Origin of the sequence: Flagellimonas marinaquae (assembly GCF_003992675.1) — a bacterium.
GTDB lineage: Bacteria > Bacteroidota > Bacteroidia > Flavobacteriales > Flavobacteriaceae > Flagellimonas > Flagellimonas marinaquae.
Genome location: NZ_RZMZ01000015.1, coordinates 680,112 through 701,142, shown reverse-complemented (window position 1 = coordinate 701,142; position 21,031 = coordinate 680,112). Strand labels below are relative to the sequence as shown.

Genomic DNA, 21,031 nt, shown 5'->3' with positions numbered 1-21,031 from the left:
CTGTCAGCACTAGTTAATTACAGCTAATGGGTGAAAGTGTAATCTGAAGAAGTAAATTATTGGTCACTTCGAAGCACTTTTGACTGCTCAGATATCCATAAGACCTAGGACTTCCCAATGCCCTCCAAACAAAAGCATCCTGAAACTGGAATTCCACTTCCACATCGTGCGCTCCATCCGGTGGACTTTTCACGGAGCGTTGTCCATTGTTTACGGTGTTATAGCCACCAATTACCGTATTGTTGGTTCCCGCGGTTTTATAAATAAACCTGTACCGAACATCAAAAATTGAATTGTTGTCCACGTCAACACTGGCGTGATCATACCTAAATGTTTGGCAACTTTCCACCCGATAATCCGTGGTATACCCCATTTTGGCCAGCGTATTGTCTTTTAAGTACCGAATGGTATAGGCAATGGGCACTCCCGGATTATCTCTACTGTACACCGCATTCTCTCCCGTAATTACACTGTTCAAAGAACCATAACCCGATTCAATATCCGCTAAATTGATGGCCTCGGAGGCTGCTTCGGCATTTCCGCCAATGGTAACCACCGTTATGTTGGACGTTTTTAAAATTTCATCATAGGTCGAGTTGACCGTTCCCACACCACTCACGCCACCAGCGTATTCCAAAACTGCATCCAGCTCAACCGACGTATTCGTATTGGTGGTTTCCATACGCACCATAATGATGCGTCCGTACGAAACGGAACTCACATAGGCTGGTGGTGTATCGGAATCCATGGCAGAAGCAACAGCGGCTTGGCTTACAGAGGTATCAAAAACACTTCCTGGAGAGCTTGGGGTGTCCATCGTCACCGTGTAGAAAACTTGTTTGAACACTACCCCGGCATATCGCTTCTCCGTTGTGCTTTCATATTCAAATTGTGAGGCCAATGATCCCGTGGCCCATTCCACATTCAGGCCAACATCCAAACTAAATTGCTTGGAAGAGTATGAAGTGGAAGCTTGATAAGAAGAATTGGAAGCGTTCACATACCCCTCTTGGTAGGCGTTTGCGTTCCACCACTCCAAAGCATTATCAATACTGGACTGTACGGAGGAGTTTGTGGGATTGTCCACCACAATGTTCCCTTGCGATCCAATTCCCGGTAGGTCCAACCGAAGCGTTACCGGTGCCCGACCCAAGGTCAAAGGGTCTGGAGCGCCATCCAGCATACCTTGGTTGCCCACGACCAAAGCCCCGGGAAAAACAATGCCATTGGTCGGACGCAAAATGGCCACATCATCAAAATTGGACTCCAAATTGTAGTCTTGTGTCCTGCATTCGAAAAGCTGTCCCAATGTAGGGCCTGTATTTATGGTATTATCATTGGTTACGGTACGTTCCGTGGCGCCCCCACCCGTATCTTGAACATTTAAAAGCTCATCGGGATTGTAAGATAGATTTTCAATGTACGCATTGATGGCCTGCAGGTCGTCATTTTCCTCACCGCCATTTTCGCCTCCGTTTTCGCCCCCATTGTCAATGGGAGGGTCCGTTCCTTCATCCTTGCTGCACGAAACAGCGAGGCATAATGTCATGGACCATATCAACAAGGTCCATAAGTTGATTTTTTTTGAAATTGATTTCATAACTAATTGGTTTAAAGGGTTCAACGTTGTCGAAATTAGACCTCAAACCCCTAGCAACCTATTTACTGATATGGACAAAGTATGGACACATAAGGATTTAATACGGTTTAATGGAGATGGACATTGGTTGTACACAAGATATTCATAAAGAGTTTATTAGTTTGAAAATCAATGTTTTATGGTGTTACTAAAAAAGTAAACCCCATCCAAATCCATGGACAATGTATGGACAAGAAGGTTTAGATGCCGATATTGAATGGGTACGATGCTTTGTATTATTTACTACTTTAGAAAGTATTAAAGCATAACCTCGTGAAACACTTCGTCATTATTGTAAGTTTACTTTCCCTTTTTGGGCAATCCATGAACGCCCAAGGCCGGGAAAAAGAATTGGACAGTTTGATCACCCGCACCGAACAACTTCCAGAAACCATTGAAAAAGCGCAACTGCTTTCCCGAATACATGAACGGATGATGTTCACAGACCCCGATTTGGCGCGAGACTACGCACAACAAGCGTTTGACCTTTCGGAAAAACTGAACTATAAAAAGGGAATTGCCAATGGCTATCTTCAATTTGGGAATTATTTTTCCAACCGAACCGAGAACGACTCAGCTACCTATTTCTATGAGCTTTCATTGGAAAAATTCAAGGAAATAAAATCCATCAGAGGACAAATTTTTGCCAACCATTCCCTAGCCGGAATTGAACGTGAAAAAGGAAATTACGACAGGGCCATTAAAATTACCCACCGAAACATCGCACTTTATAATGATCAAAACAGAAACGAGACAGATTTAAAGGAATTCAATCTGATCGGTGCAGAATATGAGGTTTTGGGAAGCGTTTACATGGACAAGGGCAATTATACCCTGGCCCTAAATGAAACCCTAAATGCGCTACGCTTTTTTGAAGAGGTGGGAGACAAGGTACGAAAGGGAGATGCATTGTTGCAATTGGGGCAGATTGAATACAAGCTTGGAAATTTTAACGCTTCCCTTGCCTATGAGGAGGAAGCCTTTGCCATTTATCGCGATGAAGATGATAAGGTATACCAATCCTATGCCGCCAACCATGCGGGATTGGCCGCTGAAGCGCTTGGGGATATGCAAAAGGCTGAGGAGTACCAAAGAGCTGCCATGACATTGGCACAAGAAGTGGGTGTAAAATCAACTTTATCCACTGCATTACGGGATTTGGGTCGAATTTATTCCAAAAAGGGGCTCTTGAATGATGCAAGAACGTTTTTGGAAGAGTCTTACAAGGTATCGGAAAGTACTGGCATACAACTGGACATAGCTTCTTCGCTCAAAGAACTTGCACAAGTTGATTACCAATCCAAAGAGTTTAGCGAAGCCCTTAAAAAAATGGATCGCGTAATTGAAATCGCCGAAAGCATTGGTGCCGTTTCCATCCTTGGACAATCCTACAAGGAACGCAGTCAAATCCACGAAAGCTTGGGCAAATACACCAATGCCATAGCGGACCTAAGAACATATCAAATCATAAACGATAGTATTTTCAACAGTAGAAAGTCCCAGCAAATAGAAGAACTCAAAACCATTTATGAAACCGAAAAGAAAGAAGCCGAAATCGCCCTGCAAGAAGAGGAAATCAATACGCTGAACGCAAAGGCAAAGGTGGACCAACTCACCAAAGGTTTATACGCTGGAGGTATGGCCTCTGCCCTAGCCCTTTCCGGTCTTTTGGTGTTCGGTTACCGTCAGAAAATGAAGAAAAACAAGATTGCCCGCGAAAAGCAGGAGGAAATCTACAAACAGGAAATTGCCCACAAAAAGAAGGAGCTCACCAGTCAGACCCTGAATTTGGTGCAAAAAAATACCTTTATCCAAGAGTTGATGGACAACCTGGAGAACATCAAAAACTCGCCTGAAAAGTTCAAGATGGAGTTTCGGAGGATTGTGATGCTGCTAAAAAAAGAAAATGCCTCGGACAAGGATTGGGAAGTGTTCAAAACCTACTTTGCGGAGGTACACAATGATTTTGACCAAAAACTCAAGACGATCTATCAAGATATTTCAGAAAAGGAAATCCGGTTGGCCGCCTTTTTGCGCATGAACCTGACCACCAAGGAAATTGCGGCCACACTGAATGTGCTGCCCGATAGTATCCTGAAATCGAAATACCGCTTAAAGAAGAAATTGGGATTGGATAAGGACATGGATCTGTCCAATTTTCTTGGTTCCTTGTAGGTCAAATTCATCATCCACTTCATTAGCTGTTGTTTTTGAACCCTATTTAGGCGAACTTAGAGACCAACTAAATAGCAACCCATTGAAAACAACCACCATCACCCTAGCGCTACTGACCTTACTTTGTATCGGTTGCCAAACCGAAAAGAAAAGCGGTACAGAAGAAAACCAGACCGAAACCACATTTACCTCCAACGATTATGGGGACTTGGTCGCCCTGTTCAAGGAATGGCGAACCTTTGAAAATCCACCTCTATTGGACGGAGCTCCCGATTATACCGCGGAGACCTTTGACAAACGCTGGCCAAAGTTTAAAGAATTGCAGTCAAAACTACAAGCTATCGACACCACCAACTGGTCCGTGGAAAACCAAGTGGATTGGATGATCGTATGGGCCGAAATGAACGGCTACGATTTTAACCATCGGATATTGAAACCTTGGGTACGCGATCCTGCCTACTACAAAACGGTTTGGACCGCCAGAAGCGATGTGCCCGCCCACGAAGGACCCACCCATCATGGCACCACGGAGCTCTGGACCTACACTTTCCCCCTTTCAAAAGAAGAAAGGGACAGACTTTTAAATGACATAAAAGTAATTGCTCCGCTGAACAAACAAGCGCAAAAAAACCTGACCGGAAACGCAAAGGATTTATGGATTGCGGGGATTCGGGATATTGAAACCCAAAGCGAGGTATTATCCGAACTTAAAAAACAGCCAAGCCTTGCGGAGGATATCGAATTGATTGGAGTGATCGATAACGCCATATCATCCACCAACGAATTTGCCACTTGGTTACGGGCCGAAGCGGAGACCAAAACAGGTCCCTCCGGAATTGGCAAGGAAAACTATACCTGGTATTTGCAAAATGTCCATTTGGTGCCCTTGACCTGGGATGATGAGGTAATGATCCTAAAACGGGAACTGGACCGCGCGTGGGCCTCCCTAAAACTGGAGGAACATAAAAATAGAAACCTGCCCGAGTTGGTCGCTGCGGATTCCCCCGAAGCTTATGATGCCATGGCCGATGAAGCCGCCAAAAGTTTGATCAATTTTCTGGACCAGCAGGACATCGTTACCGTAAAACCCTATTTTGATACCGCCCTACGCGAGCACTTGGGCGAGTTCATCCCCGAGGAAAAACGCAATTTCTTCACCATAGGTGAACATTACGACCCCAGACCGCTCTATTCCCATTTTTACCATTGGTTTGAACTGGCACGTATGGATACCGAGCCGCACCCCAGTGAAATCCGGAAAGGCCCTTTGTTGTACAATATTTGGGATTCCCGAAACGAGGGAACCGCAACCGCCGTGGAAGAAATGTTTATGCAGGCCGGACTGTACGAAGACAGTCCAAGGGCGCGTGAGATAGTGTATATCATGATTGCGCAGCGTGCAGCAAGGGGCTTGGGCTCCTTATACGCCCACGCCAATGAAATGACCATGGAAGAAGCAGGCGGCATCCATAGCGAATACACCCCAAGGGGCTGGATGAAAACCGAAAAGGAACTGCTCATTTTTGAACAGCACCTCTATTTGCGCCAACCCGGGTATGGCACCAGTTACATCACCGGAAAGTACCTATTGGAAAGTGCCATGGCCGCATACGCCCATCAAAAGGAGGTAAATGGAGAGGAATTTGTGCTTAAGGACTTTTTCGACACCTTGAACGGTATTGGCTGCATTCCCATGTCCTTGGGACATTGGCAGATGACGGGGTCCAAGGAGCATTTAAAGATGATTAAAGCGGATTAGTCCACCCCACCTATTTTATGAAACACAAAACAGTTGTTGGTTGATAACTTCTTACAACTGCGAAGATTACGCTATTGCTTTTGAAGGAAATTTCGGTGAAATTAGTAACCGATGGTGAAATACATTGGTTATAGGCCTTTTTGAAGGTATATGGATGTCTTTTATGTTTCTATAAACAAGTTGGCAACAATATGAGAAAAGACAAATTATTTGGAATTATTTCTGTAGGAATTTTATTTGGAGTATTATTTCCGTTAGGGCTTCACACTTTGATGTTTAAAATCCTAGAAAGAATTTTTTTTTTAACAGATTTAGATATTTTATTATCCAGTGCAATTGCTGCTTACTCAAGTGTTGTATTAGCGGTTGTATTGTTCTTAAAACTAATGAACTATCTCATTAATTCTGAATTGAATGAAAAGAGAAAAATTAAATCAAAAATGACCGCTGGAGTTCTGGCTAATATAGGCTTGTACTTTTTTTGGTTTCTGATTCCATTTACTGACAATAACTTAGGAGAAGAATACCAGAATAAAGTATTTAAATCTTATGAATTACTCAGTACAGAATTTGTTTTTTATGAGATTCTTATAAACCAATTAAGTTCAATTATTTGTTTTGTAATATTAGTAGGAATAATGTATAATAAATTAAATACTGTTGCCAACAATGTATAACCGCAATTACGGCGGATTCGACTACCCTTCGACTGCACTCAGGGCTGGCTTGTAAAGTTAAGCGCTAACCCACGCAACTACTCATACACGAGACCGTTGGCGGTAATTTGAACTGAATGGATTATTTCGATGAACAAAACGACAAATTTTATGACTTCTTAAATCAGACTTTTGATTTAAAGAAGTGTAAAACTTGGGATGATGTTGCTAAGAATATTACTCAACTAAAAGTTAAAAGGACCTATCGTGTATTTGCTAAATTATATCCAAGAAATTTTGATTATTCAACTGAATTAGGAAATTTAAAAAGTACATTTTCTAGTATACATTATTCAACTTTAAAAGCAAATAGAATCATAGGTGAAATTGTTAGATTTTCACTTTATTCTGACAAAATATTAGTATTTCATCCTCTACAGAATCCATCTGTTACCAATCAAAGTATTGACCCTAGAAGAAATGCCAAAAGGTGGTTACCTGATTTTTTAGACGCTTTATACTTTTACATAGTAATTCAAAAATGGGTAAAAGCAGGAATCGTAAAACTAGTAATAAATCCTTGTGAATATGATTTAGACTTAAGAGGTAAGATTGACCAAAAAATAAAAGAAAGAGTACTAAAGTCAAATCCTGATGAATTTTTTGAAATCGGAAAAGAATCAGCAGAGAATCATTTAGCTGAACAATTTGCTATTTACTCAAAAAATAAAACTAAAGACCAAATAATTCAAGATATACTTTCTCTACAAAACCCTATTTTCACTAATAAAGAAGCGGAATCTTTTGCAGTCAAAGTACTTGAACATATATCTAAAACCAATCTTCTATGGGATAAGATTGACAAAAGCATTTTTAATAAAGATGGAATGATTACGCCAACTAAAAGTGGCGGAGCAATAGAAGCTATGCAATATGTCTCTAAATTAACTGGAGGAAATATCTATACACCATCGAAAACAGTTTGGTATCAAATGAAACAAATGGGAGTAAATGACTTCTGGACTAAAACTAATCATTTGTACTCACAAATGCCTTTAACATTTTTAAATAATGTTGATACAGCCTTTGCATTGAAAATAAGACAAGAAGGAAGATTGGAAGGTGTAAGACAAGAGCTAAAAAAAATATATAGTGAACTTTCGAAAATAGATATTAACGAAATTGATGAACAAAAAATACGATTCATTCAAGAAGGTTTCATAGAAGAAATCAAAAAAGCTGAATCTGAATGGGATTTAATAAAAAAACAAGCTGATTTATCGAGAAAATATTGGGCATCAGCTAATGTTGCTGTCCCTCTAATAATAAATGAAGTATCAATTTTACCTTTGGCAGTATCTCCATTAGCTTGGTTATATAAAAATGAAAAAACAGCATCAGATAAACAAAAAGCATTTAGAACGCAAAAACCGATTTCCGTATATTTAGACTTAAAGAACAAGAAACAAGATTTTTTGACTGAATTAAGAAATTGTATAATATAAAAACTACCGCCAACATCGGCTATAGCAAATACGGGTTGACTGCTTAAAAATGAAGATATTACAACTAAATAAAATCACGGTAGGTGGACAAGAAAGCGGTTTAAAAATCCCGCACTTGCCATAGCCATGGCCGTTAGCCACTTTTAAAATCCAATAATTTGAAAACCGATTATAAACTGGAATACTTATTTCCATTGATGTTCCGAATAATCGGCGTGACTTTAACTATTTCAGGGGTTCTTTTGCTTGTTACTTTTCCTTACCGAATTGTTGGCGGAATTTCTCTATTCATCATAGGCTTGACCATGGCTTTTACTCGAAAAGGTGTGATACTGGAATATGAAAACAAAAAAATTAAGGAATACATTGGTCTCTTTTTCATCAAATTGGGGAAATGGAAAAGTATAAGTACCTACACAGATGTTTCGGTTTTAATGATGAACATTAAAAGCACTGGATTTAGCAGGACTGGTTTGGAATTTACTGAAAGAAGCAAAGTCTATCGCATCTATTTTATGGACGAAAATCACCGAGAAAGATTACGAGTAAAGGATTTCGAAAAAATGGAAATTGCAATTTCCAACGCAAAAGTAATCGCTAAAAAAATGGAAAAGACATTTGCTAAGTATAATCCAAAATAAATAACAGTGGCTATCATTATGTATAGCTCATTGCCGTTGGAATTTCCATACGGAAATACCAGCCTGGTTCGCTAACTTAGGGCTATGGCGGAAAAGTCCGGTGGACGTTTTCCGCAACGAAGCCATACACGAACCGTTGGGCAACATATTCAAACGAGGTGTCAAAAATTAAATTTTGAAAAACGGAACTAAAACTATTTACCAAATAATATTAATGATGGTTTTGATCATGATTGGACTGTTTGTATTAACTGTTGTTTTGTTGTTCTTATCAATGGGAGATGATGTGAATCAAAAACAGATGGATTTAAACGGATTTATAAATAGCGTTGTCGGATTTCCAATCGGACAATTTCCGAAGAATATACAGGCGAACGTACGGAAGCCGATACACCACCAGAAGCAGCGATTGCAGAGCAATGGGTAGAGGAGATTAGATCCTTGCCCATCAATGCCAACTATCAACATTGGATGTTCCAACACCCCGATGGCAGGCTGGCTGTAGGATACCGAACCGGAAACTATCTCATTCGAAAAGCGATGGCCAAATCCGGCAAAGATGTGCTTGAGCTTAGTGAACTGCCTCCTGATACCATTTTTGCATTGGCCGGCTATTAGAAATCGCTAGGCTTTGAGGGGATTGCTGCGTATCTTTGGGGTAAAGAAATAGATTCCCGCCTTCGCGGGAATGACAGCACTATGGAAGATAAAAAGATAATACTGTTCGATGGCGTTTGCAATTTGTGCAACAACGCTGTTCAATTTGTCATCAAAAGGGACAAAAAGGACATCTTTCGCTATGCAGCCCTCCAAAGTGACATTGGACAGGAGTTGGTGGCCCAGCGGCAAATCGATACCAGTAAAATCGATTCCATTATTTTGATAGAGCCCGGGGTGGCCTATTATACCAAATCCGATGCTGCCTTGGAAATTGCCCAAGATTTAGGCGGAATCTGGAAACTATCGGCCATCTTCACTTGGATTCCAACCCCCATCCGCGACCGGATTTATGACTTTGTGGCCAAAAACCGGTACAAGTGGTTCGGCAAGCAAGATGCCTGTATGATTCCGACCCCTGAACTTAAAGCCAAGTTTTTGGATTAACTATCTTTTTGTTTTCGATAGTTGTCATCCCAATTCTTTATTTTGGGCTCACCCAATTTACCTACAGACTTGGCAACCAATAAAGAAACAGTGGCATCACCGGAAACGTTCACGACCGTCCTGCACATATCCAACGGTCTATCCACCGCAAAAATCAGTGCAAGTCCTGCCTCAGGAATCCCTGCTTGTGCCAATACGATGACCAACATCACCATTCCAGCGCCTGGAACAGCTGCACTCCCTATCGAAGCAAGAGTTGCCGTAACAATAATTCCCAACTGAGCAGAAAGGCTTAGGTCCATACCAAAGGCCTGTGCTATAAAAACAGCGGCCACGGCTTGGTACAAACTGGTTCCATCCATGTTGATGGTAGCTCCTATGGGCAAAACAAAACTGGTTACCTCTTCCTCAACTCCTAAATGCTCCTCTACCCTTTCCATGGTAACCGGCAATGTAGCGGCACTGGAACTAGTTGAAAATGCCAATAATTGTGCAGGGGACATTCCCTTCATGAAAAATGTGGGTTTGGTCTGGGTAAAAATCCATGCGATCAACAGATACACGCACAACATAAGCACTAGACCTAAAAGCACACAGAAGGCATACCAGGCCAATGCTTGGAATAGGTCCAAACTTGGCGACTCTACCACCAAGGCGGCCAACAGCGCAAACACACCATAAGGTGCGGCCAGCATGATGATATCTATCAATTTTAAAATGACTTCGTTAAAGCCATCGAAGAATTTTTTAACCGGTTCAGCGGTTTTCTCTGGAATCAAAATGAGCCCAATTCCAAAAAAGATAGCAAAGAAAATAACCTGAAGCATATTGCCATTGTCGCTGGCCGCCTTGAATATGTTGCTCGGAACCAAATCTTCAAGCGCCTGCAATGGGCCGGCCTCCTTTTGTTTGTCTGCGGCCGTTTTGATGTTATCGGCATCGCCCTTGTAGTTTTCAACCAGTTCGTTACGGGTTTCCTCCGTAATGGAACCGCCGGGCTTTACCACATTCACGACAAGTAAACCGATAGTAACGGCAATAATGGTAGTGACTACATAAATACCTATGGTTCGCCCTCCCATTTTTGACAGCTTGGAAATATCTTTCAAGTCGGATACTCCTTTGATCAAGGATGCCAAAATCAAAGGCACGGCAATCAGTTTAAGCGAGTTGATAAAAATATTTCCGAAAGGCTTGACCCAATCCGATACAATTTTTGGGCCCCAATCAAATTGAACCATTAACAAAGCAAACAAAACACCCAAGGCCATCCCAATGAGGATTTGCCAGTGTAATTCCAATTTCTTCATAAAATAAAATTATGGTCGGAAAGATACTTTATTGAGAGGAAACCTCCTAACGGGCCATCAGATTTTGTTGGTCCGGGCCAATAAGGTGTAGTCTGCCAACACCAATGCGGTCATGGCCTCCACAATAGGCACAGCCCTTGGCACCACGCAGGGATCGTGCCTTCCCTTGCCTTGGGTGGTTACCTGCTCCCCTTCCTTGTTGATGGTATCATAGGACTGTAGTACGGTGGCTACTGGCTTAAAGGCAACGCTAAAATAAATATCCATCCCATTGCTGATACCGCCTTGGACACCGCCGCTACGATTGGTTTTTGTAGTACCATCCGGGTTAAAAGCATCGTTGTGCTCACTGCCTTTCATGGCGACGCCCGCAAAGCCGCTTCCGTATTCAAAACCTTTTACCGCATTTATGGACAGCATGGCCTCTCCCAATCGGGCGTGCAACTTATCAAAAACAGGTTCTCCAAGACCAATGGGTACATTTTGGGCCACACAAGTGATAACCCCGCCAATGGTATCCCCCTGTTTTTTGATGGATTTGATGTATGCTTCCATCTGTTCGGCCATTTCGGTATCCGGACAGCGCACTGCGTTGGATTCTATGTTGGAAAAATCCAATTCTTGATAGGGTTTCTCCAGCTTCATTTCGCCTACTTGAGAAACAAAGGCATTGATTTTGATATCGCTCAGAAACTGCTTGGCAATGGCTCCTGCCACCACCCTGCTGGCCGTTTCGCGTGCGGAACTTCTGCCCCCACCTCGGTAATCACGGAAACCATATTTTTTATCGTACACATAATCGGCATGAGAAGGCCGATAAGAATCTTTGATGTGTGAGTAATCCTTAGACTTTTGATTGGTATTGTGAATGGCAAAACCGATGGGCGTTCCCGTGGTTTTACCTTCAAACACACCGGAATAGATTTCGACCGTATCCGGTTCCTTGCGTTGGGTAACGATGGCAGACTGACCCGGTTTTCTTCGGTTAAGCTCCTCTTGTACCTTTTCGAGGTCCAAGGATATTCCGGCGGGACAACCATCAATAATGCCGCCCAACGCCTTTCCGTGAGATTCACCAAAGGTGGTGAGCCTAAAAAGTTGTCCAAAGGAATTTCCTGCCATTCGGTATAAAATTAGATTGCCTTCAAAGGTAGCAGATACAAAGCTAATTCAAAAACAAGCTTTTTGCTTAATGTTATTGTAACATAATTCACTTTAAGGTGATATTATTTTAACAATATCCTCATGAATTAATGATTTGGAATTGATTTCTATTTTATTCCTACCAGTTTATTTTGTACTAAACCCTATTCGATTGAAAAGAAGGAAGATAGAATTGGCAGTTATCTCGGATGTTCACTTAGGAACCTACGGCTGCCATGCCGACGAGCTTATCACATACCTCAACAGTATTCAGCCCAAAAAACTCATTTTAAACGGAGACATTATCGATATTTGGCAGTTTAGTAAGCGATACTTTCCGCCTTCGCATCTAAAGGTCTTGCGCAAAATTATTGGAATGGCATCGAGAGGAACCGAAGTGTACTATATCACTGGAAATCATGATGAAATGCTCCGTAAGTTCAGTGATACTTCAATGGGCAACTTTAAGATCATGAACAAATTGGTGTTGAACCTGGACGGCAAAAAAGCATGGATTTTTCATGGTGATGTGTTCGATGTTTCCATTCAAAATGCCAAATGGCTGGCCAAATTGGGCGGATATGGGTACGACCTGCTCATTTTGATCAATAGCTCCCTCAATTGGTGCTTGGCCAAGATGGGGCGTGAGAAATACTCCCTTTCCAAAAAGATAAAGAACAGTGTAAAAGGAGCCGTAAAGTACATCAACGATTTCGAAAAGACCGCCGCAGAACTGGCCATAGAAAATGAATATGACTACGTGGTCTGCGGACACATCCATCAACCCAAAAAAGAGATCTACGAAAACAAATATGGTCGATGCACCTATCTAAACTCCGGCGACTGGGTGGAAAACCTCACCGCTTTGGAATATTCCTTTAAACGCTGGAAAATTTACCATTACAACCACGACCGCCTCTCCCCTTTCTTCATGGACGAAGACCTAAAGGAAATGGACATGAACGATCTTATTGCTTCCATTACCGACAAGGAAGTGAGGATGGAGAACCTGACCGAAGAACAGTTTAGCGAGCGGGAGGAACATATCGACCCTGATTTTTCAGACAATAAGGGCCTGTCTCAAGATTGAGACCGGATGCATCGCTTCCCTTTTCGTCCCATCCTTGATTTGATGCCTACAACTGGTTCCATTCGCCGCAATGATAGTGTCCGTTGCACTCTTATTTATCGCAGGAAACAGCTTTAATCCGCCGACCTGCATACTTACTTCGTAATGTTCCTTTTCGTACCCAAATGAACCTGCCATGCCACAACAACCCGAAGGGATAATGGTGACTTTGTAATTTTCGGGCAGGTTGAGCACATCAAAGGTCACTTTTTGATTGCTCAAAGCTTTTTGATGACAATGTCCATGAATTTTTACATTTCGTTCTTCTTGAGTAAAACTATCCGAAGTAATATGGCCTGCAGCAATTTCTGAAGCCAGAAATTCCTCAATCAAAAAAGATTGCGAAGCCAGTTTGGTCAATTCTCCTTTGTTCTCATGCAATCGTTGGTACTCGTCCCTAAAAGAAAGTATGGCCGAAGGTTCCAGGCCAACAATGGGCGTTCCGGCATCCAAAATGGGCTTAAGCCGTTCCAAATTACGGGCGACCAATTTTTTGGCCTGTTTTAAAAATCCTTTGGACAGATAGGTCCTGCCACTCTCCCCGTAAAAAAGACTTACGTCATACCCCAGTTTACACAACAATTCGATGGCATCCTTACCAATTTGGATATCCAAATATTGGACAAACTCGTCGATATAAAGCACTACCTGTTTTTTGGAAAGGTCGGTCCGCTTAACCCGATACTGTTCCAAGTGACCCTTAAAATTATAACGGCCCACTTTAGGCAAACTCCTTTCTGGTGCCACTCCAGTAGCTTTTTTGATGAAATTCCCAATGGTTTTGGATTCGTACATCCAGTTTGTGATACCTGCAACCCTACTGCCCAGAGCGTTCAATTGGGTATTGTGGGCAAACAGTTTGCTACGCAAGGTATAGCCATTGGCTTCTTGATAATGGTACAAAAACTCAGCCTTCAAGGTAGCCACGTCCACATTGCTGGGACATTCGCTGGCACAGGCCTTGCAACTCAAACATAGGTCAAAGACCTCCTTTAGCTCTTGATGGTCGAAGCGGTTCGTTTTTTCGGAATTGGTCAAAAACTCTCTTAGTGCATTGGCCCTGGCCCTAGTCGTATCTTTTTCATTTTTGGTAGCTTGATAACTTGGACACATGGCGCCGCTCATGTGGTGGCTCTTGCGGCAATCCCCACTCCCATTGCATTTTTCGGCTGCTTTTAGGATTCCCTCATTGTCCGAAAAATCCATTAAGGTGGAAACTTCGGGCTCTTGGCGGTCCACCTCGTAGCGCAAGGACTCATCCATGGGGTAGGCATCCACTATCTTGCCCGGGTTCAGGACTCCATTGGGGTCAAAAAGGGATTTCACCCGCTTCAACAGTTGGTAATTGGTCTCCCCAATCATCAAAGGTATGAATTCGGCCCGTACAATGCCATCTCCATGTTCCCCGCTAAAACTGCCCTGGTACTTTTTGGTAAGTTGGGCCACATCCGTGGTAATTCTGCGGAACAATACCACATCCTCCCGTTTTTTGAGGTTGAGAATGGGCCTCAAATGCAATTCTCCTGCCCCTGCATGTGCGTAGTACACGGCGTCCTGACCATATTCCTTCATGATTTGGGTAAACTCCCCAATAAAATCCTTTAGGTCTTCCAAAGCCACTGCGGTATCCTCGATGCACGCAACAGCTTTTCTATCCCCGACCATATTGCCCAGAAGCCCCAATCCGGCCTTGCGTAGCTCAATGGCTTTGTTGATATCGTCCTCGTACAAAACAGGACTGGCGTAGCTCAACCCTGACTTTTCAATGGTTTTTAGCAGGGCCTCCAACTGCTTTTCTAGATCTTCCTTGGAATCGGCCTTGACCTCCAACATCAAAATTCCTGTAGGGTCACCCTCTACAAAAAATCGGTTGGCCAGCTGTGCACGGTTGTTCTTGGTACAGTCCAAGATAACCTTGTCCATCATCTCGCAAAGGTGCAGACTGTGCTGCATCACAGGGGCCACATCGCTTAGGCAATCCTCCAAGGTATGGTAATGGGTAGCCACCATGGCCGCAAATGGAGGAGGCAGGTCGTCTAACTGTAGGGTAACTTCGGTTGTAAAGGCCAAAGTGCCTTCGCTACCACACAAAAGCTTACTTAAATTGAATTCGTCCGTTTCATCCCCAAAAACTTGATTCTTTAACAATTCGTCCACCGCATAGCCCGTATTGCGCCTATGGATGCTGGGCTTGGGGAATTCAACGGCTATCTGATGCTGGGTTTCAGGATTGGAAAGCTCTTCATAAAGTTGCCGATAAATGTTGGCTTCCAAAGAGCTTCCCGCTTTCTTTTTTTCAAATGTTGCTTTGGAGGTATCCGTAAAACAGGCTTCGCTCCCATCGGACAAGATACATTGCATCGCAACAACCTTATCGCGGGTAACGCCATATTGTATGGATGTGGTTCCAGAGGAATTGTTCCCAACCATCCCTCCAATCATGCAGCGATTGGAAGTAGAGGTGTTCGGACCAAAGAAAAGACCAAAGGGTTGTAGATATTGATTGAGTTCATCCCGCACCACTCCGGGTTGTACCGTCACCTGTTTTTTGTCCTTATCCAAATGGATAATCCGTGTGAAATGTCGGCTCACATCCACCACAATGCCCTCCCCTACGCATTGTCCGGCCAAAGAAGTACCTGCAGTCCGCGGAATTAATCCAATCTTATTTTCGTTTGCGAAAGCAAGTAAGATTTTAATGTCCTTTGGATTTTTGGGGTAGGCCACGGCATGGGGCAGTTTACGATACACCGAAGCATCTGTGGCATAAATGGCTCTGCTCAATTCGTCGAACAACAACTCCCCTTCCAAGGATTTAGAGAGGTCTTTTAACAATTTTTTATTCAACTTGGAATACTTTTTGGGAACTAAAATGGTTTTTAGAACGTAAATGTATTACAAAACTATCTCTATTTTTTAACTTAACGAGAACCTCATGAAGATTACCACATTATTATCCGTTTTATTTTTGTTTGCAACAGTAAGCTTAAGTGCGCAGAACATCTCAGAACATGCTTTGGGATTACGATTGGGTGATAGCGACGGCTTTGGGGCCGAGATTTCCTATCAAAAATCGATTGGACGTTACAACCGTGCGGAATTCAACTTGGGCTGGAGGGACAGCCGCGAGTTTGATGCATTTAAATTGACCGGGGTATACCAATGGGTCCGACCTTTGGATGGAAACTTTAACTGGTACTACGGCGTTGGCGGTGGACTGGGAAGCGTTGACTTTAATAGACCAGAACCGGACTTTACTGATGATAACGATGGTTTGTTCGTGTTTGCGGCGGGTAATATCGGTGTAGAATACGATTTTGATATTCCACTGCTCCTATCCTTGGATTTTAGACCTGAAATTGGTCTAGTAGGGTACGATGGTTTCGATAACGATTTTGATTTTGATATTGCATTGGGTATCCGATACCAATTCTAACCATAAGATTTTTGTTTGACCAGCCCTTGACTTATTGAAAAGCCAAGGGTTTTTTTATGCCACAAACATTGAATACCTTAGCGATCTAAATTTTTTGAAATGAAAAAACTGTTAGCCATATCCTTAGGTGCACTTTTAATAGGTGCTTGTAATTCTGACCCCAAAGGATACGTATTGAGCGGAACCATTACCGGAGAGCCCGAAAATGGAACCCAAATATTTTTGAAAACCACCGATTCCCTAAACCAATTGGTGGATATCGACACTGCCACAGTGGAAAACGGACTGTTCAGCTTTAGCGGAAGCCAGGCCGAGCCGAAAATGTATTACCTTTTTGTGGATAAGACCGGAGGAAATGCCCCGTTGATCGTTGAGAACGGTAACATCGAAATAGAATTCCAAAAGGATAGTATTGGATACGCAGAGCTAAAAGGAACCGAACAAAACGAAATGTTCATGGACTTTTTGGAAGAATCCCGAAAGCTTTCCGAAAGAGCAAGGTCCATGCAGGACGATATGCGCATGGCGGCACAGCAACAGGATACTGCAACGGTAACTGCACTTCGTGAAGAGTTTATGGAATTTCAGGAAGACGCCAAAAACTTCAATCTTGAGTTTGCAAAGAACCATACGAACGCTTACGTATCAGTCTTGATCATTGGCAACCTCTTGGCCACAAAATCAGCCCCGTTGGATGAAATCAAGTCGATGTTCGAGGCCCTTACACCAGAAATGAAGCAAACAGAACCTGCCCAAAAGATTGCGGAGCAGTTGGAAAATTTAAAATCAACCGAAGTGGGTGCCGTAGCACCGGACTTTTCTGCTCCAACACCCACTGGGGATGTACTAGCACTTAGTGATGTGACCAGTAACGCTAAACTTACCTTGGTCGATTTTTGGGCCGCATGGTGCAGACCTTGTCGTGCCGAAAACCCAAATATCGTATCTGTTTATCAAAAATATCATGAAAAAGGTTTTGACGTTTTGGGCGTTTCCTTGGATACCCAAGCCGAACAATGGACCGGAGCCATTGAAGCAGATGGATTGGAATGGAACCACATTTCCAACCTACAGCGTTTTCAAGACCCGATTGCGCGTTTGTACAACATCAACGCCATTCCTGCTGCCTTTTTGTTGGATGAAAACGGTGTTATCGTAGCAAGAGATCTAAGAGGTCCGGCCTTGGAAGAAAAAGTGGCCGAAATACTGGGCAAGAGCTAAGTCAGCCATACCATAATAACAAATAAAGGTCTTGAAGTTTCAAGGCCTTTTTTAATGGAATGAGCTGAAACTAGGATGGATGATTGTCATTCCGTGCTTGACACAAATCTATCCTCATCGGGAAACTGTTATTCCTTACTCGAAACAGAGCCCACCCCAATAGAGCGACTGTCATTCCGTGCTTGACACGGAATCCATTCGCATAGAAAACCATGTCCCCAAGGAGTTACCCGTTGCATTTTAGCTTACCAACTCAAGCTAAATCTTGCCCATCTTATCGAGAACAAAAAGGATGATGATGGGAATGGCCAAGAGCACCACAATCAGAGTATCGGTAACAAAAAGCTCCGGTTTGAACAATAAAGTGGTCGCATAACCTCCTATGGCACCTCCAAAGTGCGCGGTGTGTCCAATATTGCCCATTCGGCTCTTCATGCCCCAAATGGAATACAACAAGTAGGCAATACCCAAAACATAGGCGGGTAAAGGAATGGGAATGAACATAATGCCCAATTGCATGTCAGGGTTGAGCAGTATCGCTGCGTACAATACCCCCATAACCGCACCACTGGCGCCTACGGCACTGTAAAAGGGTTCATCTTTATGAAAAACCAAGGCCAAGAGGCTTCCTGCCAGTAAACTCACAAAATAGATGATCAAAAATTTGATGGAGCCAAACCAACCGATCACCACGGGAGCAAAAAAATAAAGTGTAAACATGTTCAGGAACAAATGGGAGAAATCCACGTGCAAAAAGCCAGAGGTGGCCATCCGTTCCCGTTGGCCTGCTTGTATGGCGCTGATACTGAACTTGTATCGGTCAAAAAAAGCCATATTATTGAAACCACGTAGTGAAACCAGCACATTGGCAGCCATGATGGCTATCGTAGCGATATGTAAATTGAGCATGTAAATAAAGGTTTGGGTTCAAATATAGCTATATTTGCACACAAGAATAGTCTATGCAGCTGGTAGTTTATATCCTTGTTTATCCTTTGCTCTGGTTGATTTCCAGACTTCCCTTCAAAATCATTTATTTTATCTCCGATGGGGTCTATATACTCCTATACTACTTTATCGGGTATCGCAAAAAAGTGGTTCGCCATAATTTGGCCCTTGTTTTCCCTGAAAAATCGGAAAAGGAGCGATTGCTGATAGAGAAAAAGTTCTTTCGGCATATGTGCGACATCTTTCTGGAGATGATCAAAACCTTGGGCATTAGTAATAAAGAAGTTCAGGAGCGCTTCACCGTAACCAATATGGAAGTGCTTCACGAGCTTGAAGCAAGAGGCATAAACACCATGATCATGCTGCCGCATTATGCCAGTTGGGAGTGGGTGGTTTCCTTGAACCTCCAAATAAAGTCCAAAGGCTACGGTATCTACCAAAAAGTACAGAACAAATACTTTGATCAACTCGTAAGAAATCTAAGGGGCAGATTCAATACCCAACTCATTTCCACCAGGGAATCCAGAAAAATATTGAAAGCGGCCAAGGAAAGTAAGGAGTTGCTCATGGTAGGTATTATTAGCGACCAGTCGCCCATGGTTATCAAGGCCAAATACTGGACGGATTTCATGGGAATAGTGGTGCCTGTCCATGTAGGCGGCGAGGAAATTTGTAAAGCCAACGATATTGTCCCGGTTTATCTCAAGACACGTAAAATTGGAAGGGGCTATTATGAAGCTACGGTCAAAGTACTTTCTGAAAACCCGACAGAGGTAGCAGATTACAAAATCACCGATGCATTTTTACGGGAGACCGAAAAGTCCATCCGGGAAGCGCCCGAATATTACTTCTGGACGCATAAACGTTGGAAACACAAGGACAAAGTGCCCGCGGAATTTCAAAAACAACCATTAAAAACGGTCAATTCCTAGATTCCAGCCACTTCCTTGATTTCGGCAATTATCCTATCCGCCAATCCATCGGCTTCGGCTTGGGACTTGGCTTCGGTATAAATTCGGATAATGGGTTCTGTATTTGATTTCCTTAAATGCACCCAATTCTCTGGAAAATCAATCTTCACCCCATCAATGGTCGATACCTCCTCATCCTTGTATTTGAGGTGCATGGCCTCCAACAGCGCATCAACATCCAAGTCTGGCGTCAATTCAATTTTCTTTTTGCTCATAAAATAGCTGGGGTAACTAGCACGAAGTTCGGCAACCGTTCCGCCACGTTCGGCCATCAGCATTAGGAACAAAGCTGTCCCGACCAAGGCGTCCCGTCCGTAATGACTTTCAGGATAAATGATTCCACCATTGCCCTCTCCACCAATAATGGCATTGTTGGCCTTCATCTTGGTCACTACGTTCACCTCTCCCACTGCCGCAGCTTCGTAAGTGCCCCCATGTTTTTCCGTGATATCGCGCAAAGCACGGGAAGAGGAAAGGTTGGATACCGTATTTCCTTTGGTTTTGGATAGCACATAATCGGCACAGGCCACCAGCGTGTATTCTTCACCGAACATTTCCCCATCATTGCTAATAAATGCCAAACGGTCCACATCTGGGTCCACTACAATACCAAAATCGGCCTTTTCCTCCACTACTTTCCTGCAAATGTCCCCCAAATGTTCCTTCAAGGGTTCTGGGTTGTGTGGAAAGTGTCCTGTAGGGTCGCAGTATAACTTCACGACTTCAACCCCCAATTCTTCCAGTAATTTGGGAATGGCAATCCCCCCTGTCGAGTTGACGCCATCAACCACTACCTTAAAATTCGCTTTTTTAATGGTCTCGGCATCTATCAACGGTAGTTCCAGCACTTCATCTATATGGATATCGATGTAGGAATCGTTCTTTGTGATTTCACCCAAATCATCGACCTCTGCAAATTCAAAATCTTCCTTCTCGGCCAGGGACAGAATCTTAGCCCCCTGCTCCGCATCCAAAAACTCGCCTTTTTCGTTCAACAATTTGAGGGCGTTCCACTGTTTTGGGTTATGGCTGGCCGTTAAAATAATGCCGCCATCCGCTTTTTCCAAAGGAACCGCAATCTCTACCGTGGGCGTAGTGGACAATCCCAAATCGATAACATCAATTCCCAATCCCACTAAGGTGGAGACCACCAAATTCTGAATCATTTCTCCTGACAGACGGGCATCCCGACCAATGACTACTTTCAACCTATCCTTCGCGGCGTACGATTGCAACCATGTACCGTAAGCAGCAGCGAATTTCACCGCATCAACGGGGGTTAAGTTATCGTTTGTGCGCCCTCCAATGGTGCCTCGTATGCCGGAAATGGATTTGATGAGTGTCATAATTGTTAAAAAAGTTTTTGCAAATATAATGGGGTAACATCGATTCCA

The 21,031-nt window shown here is 43.1% G+C and carries 18 protein-coding genes; 12 read left to right on the top strand and 6 right to left on the bottom strand.

Annotated elements, in window-relative coordinates; genetic code table 11:
- Nucleotides 1-13 precede the first annotated feature (13 nt).
- Entirely contained in the window at nucleotides 14-1,600 is a 1,587-nt protein-coding gene (locus EO130_RS12500) for a thiol-activated cytolysin family protein (protein ID WP_127141840.1), read from the bottom strand.
- Nucleotides 1,601-1,912: 312 nt separating this feature from the next.
- On the opposite strand from EO130_RS12500, the gene EO130_RS12495 reads away from it, so the two are divergent.
- The 8 genes from EO130_RS12495 to EO130_RS12465 all read left to right on the top strand — a co-directional run bounded on the left by EO130_RS12495 (nucleotide 1,913) and on the right by EO130_RS12465 (nucleotide 9,479).
- Nucleotides 1,913-3,814 carry a tetratricopeptide repeat protein gene (locus EO130_RS12495; RefSeq protein WP_127141839.1) on the top strand — a complete coding sequence of 634 codons (1,902 nt, stop codon included), beginning with the start codon at nucleotides 1,913-1,915 and terminating at the stop codon, nucleotides 3,812-3,814.
- A gap of 82 nt (nucleotides 3,815-3,896) precedes the next feature.
- Entirely contained in the window at nucleotides 3,897-5,573 is a 1,677-nt protein-coding gene (locus EO130_RS12490) for a DUF885 domain-containing protein (RefSeq protein ID WP_127141838.1), read from the top strand.
- Nucleotides 5,574-5,764: 191 nt separating this feature from the next.
- A complete protein-coding gene (locus EO130_RS12485) occupies nucleotides 5,765-6,250 on the top strand; it encodes a hypothetical protein (RefSeq protein WP_127141837.1) in 486 nt (161 codons plus the stop codon).
- 116 nt (nucleotides 6,251-6,366) lie between these two features.
- Nucleotides 6,367-7,734 carry a hypothetical protein gene (locus tag EO130_RS12480; RefSeq protein WP_127141836.1) on the top strand — a complete coding sequence of 456 codons (1,368 nt, stop codon included), beginning with the start codon at nucleotides 6,367-6,369 and terminating at the stop codon, nucleotides 7,732-7,734.
- Between the two features lie 158 nt (nucleotides 7,735-7,892).
- Entirely contained in the window at nucleotides 7,893-8,375 is a 483-nt protein-coding gene (locus EO130_RS12475; protein ID WP_127141835.1) for a hypothetical protein, read from the top strand.
- Between the two features lie 175 nt (nucleotides 8,376-8,550).
- Nucleotides 8,551-8,802 (top strand): hypothetical protein, encoded by a 252-nt coding sequence (locus tag EO130_RS12470; protein WP_127141834.1) that lies wholly within the window; start codon nucleotides 8,551-8,553, stop codon nucleotides 8,800-8,802.
- 44 nt (nucleotides 8,803-8,846) lie between these two features.
- On the top strand, nucleotides 8,847-8,993 hold the full coding sequence (locus EO130_RS15485) for a hypothetical protein (protein WP_206513149.1): 147 nt from the start codon (nucleotides 8,847-8,849) through the stop codon (nucleotides 8,991-8,993).
- A gap of 81 nt (nucleotides 8,994-9,074) precedes the next feature.
- Nucleotides 9,075-9,479, top strand: coding sequence for a thiol-disulfide oxidoreductase DCC family protein (locus EO130_RS12465; protein ID WP_127141833.1), 405 nt, complete (start codon nucleotides 9,075-9,077; stop codon nucleotides 9,477-9,479).
- Here EO130_RS12465 and EO130_RS12460 read toward each other — a convergent pair.
- Entirely contained in the window at nucleotides 9,476-10,789 is a 1,314-nt protein-coding gene (locus tag EO130_RS12460) for a dicarboxylate/amino acid:cation symporter (protein WP_127141832.1), read from the bottom strand. The genes EO130_RS12465 and EO130_RS12460 overlap by 4 nt on opposite strands.
- 57 nt (nucleotides 10,790-10,846) lie before the next feature.
- The gene (gene aroC, locus EO130_RS12455) at nucleotides 10,847-11,911 is read right to left on the bottom strand and encodes a chorismate synthase (RefSeq protein WP_127141831.1); all 1,065 of its coding nucleotides are present in this window, start codon (nucleotides 11,909-11,911) and stop codon (nucleotides 10,847-10,849) included.
- A gap of 193 nt (nucleotides 11,912-12,104) precedes the next feature.
- Here aroC and EO130_RS12450 point away from each other — a divergent pair, with 193 nt between their 5' ends.
- Nucleotides 12,105-13,022 (top strand): UDP-2,3-diacylglucosamine diphosphatase, encoded by a 918-nt coding sequence (locus EO130_RS12450; RefSeq protein ID WP_127141830.1) that lies wholly within the window; start codon nucleotides 12,105-12,107, stop codon nucleotides 13,020-13,022.
- Here the strand turns inward: EO130_RS12450 and EO130_RS12445 are convergent.
- Complete coding sequence (locus EO130_RS12445; RefSeq protein WP_127141829.1) at nucleotides 12,993-15,908, bottom strand: FAD-binding and (Fe-S)-binding domain-containing protein; 2,916 nt, start codon at nucleotides 15,906-15,908, stop codon at nucleotides 12,993-12,995. The genes EO130_RS12450 and EO130_RS12445 overlap by 30 nt on opposite strands.
- An 88-nt stretch (nucleotides 15,909-15,996) precedes the next feature.
- On the opposite strand from EO130_RS12445, the gene EO130_RS12440 reads away from it, so the two are divergent.
- Together EO130_RS12440 and EO130_RS12435 are read left to right on the top strand one after the other, a co-directional pair.
- On the top strand, nucleotides 15,997-16,497 hold the full coding sequence (locus EO130_RS12440) for a hypothetical protein (protein WP_127141828.1): 501 nt from the start codon (nucleotides 15,997-15,999) through the stop codon (nucleotides 16,495-16,497).
- A 99-nt stretch (nucleotides 16,498-16,596) separates the two neighbouring features.
- Nucleotides 16,597-17,718, top strand: coding sequence for a DUF4369 domain-containing protein (locus EO130_RS12435; protein WP_127141827.1), 1,122 nt, complete (start codon nucleotides 16,597-16,599; stop codon nucleotides 17,716-17,718).
- A gap of 258 nt (nucleotides 17,719-17,976) precedes the next feature.
- Here the strand turns inward: EO130_RS12435 and EO130_RS12430 are convergent, their stop codons facing one another.
- Entirely contained in the window at nucleotides 17,977-18,627 is a 651-nt protein-coding gene (locus EO130_RS12430; RefSeq protein WP_127141826.1) for a rhomboid family intramembrane serine protease, read from the bottom strand.
- 53 nt (nucleotides 18,628-18,680) lie between these two features.
- Here EO130_RS12430 and EO130_RS12425 point away from each other — a divergent pair, with 53 nt between their 5' ends.
- Entirely contained in the window at nucleotides 18,681-19,598 is a 918-nt protein-coding gene (locus tag EO130_RS12425) for a lysophospholipid acyltransferase family protein (protein WP_127141825.1), read from the top strand.
- On the opposite strand, the gene glmM is transcribed toward EO130_RS12425, so the two are convergent.
- Nucleotides 19,595-20,983 carry a phosphoglucosamine mutase gene (glmM, locus tag EO130_RS12420; RefSeq protein ID WP_127141824.1) on the bottom strand — a complete coding sequence of 463 codons (1,389 nt, stop codon included), beginning with the start codon at nucleotides 20,981-20,983 and terminating at the stop codon, nucleotides 19,595-19,597. The two genes, EO130_RS12425 and glmM, sit on opposite strands and share 4 nt — an antisense overlap.
- Between the last annotated feature and the right edge of the window lie 48 nt (nucleotides 20,984-21,031).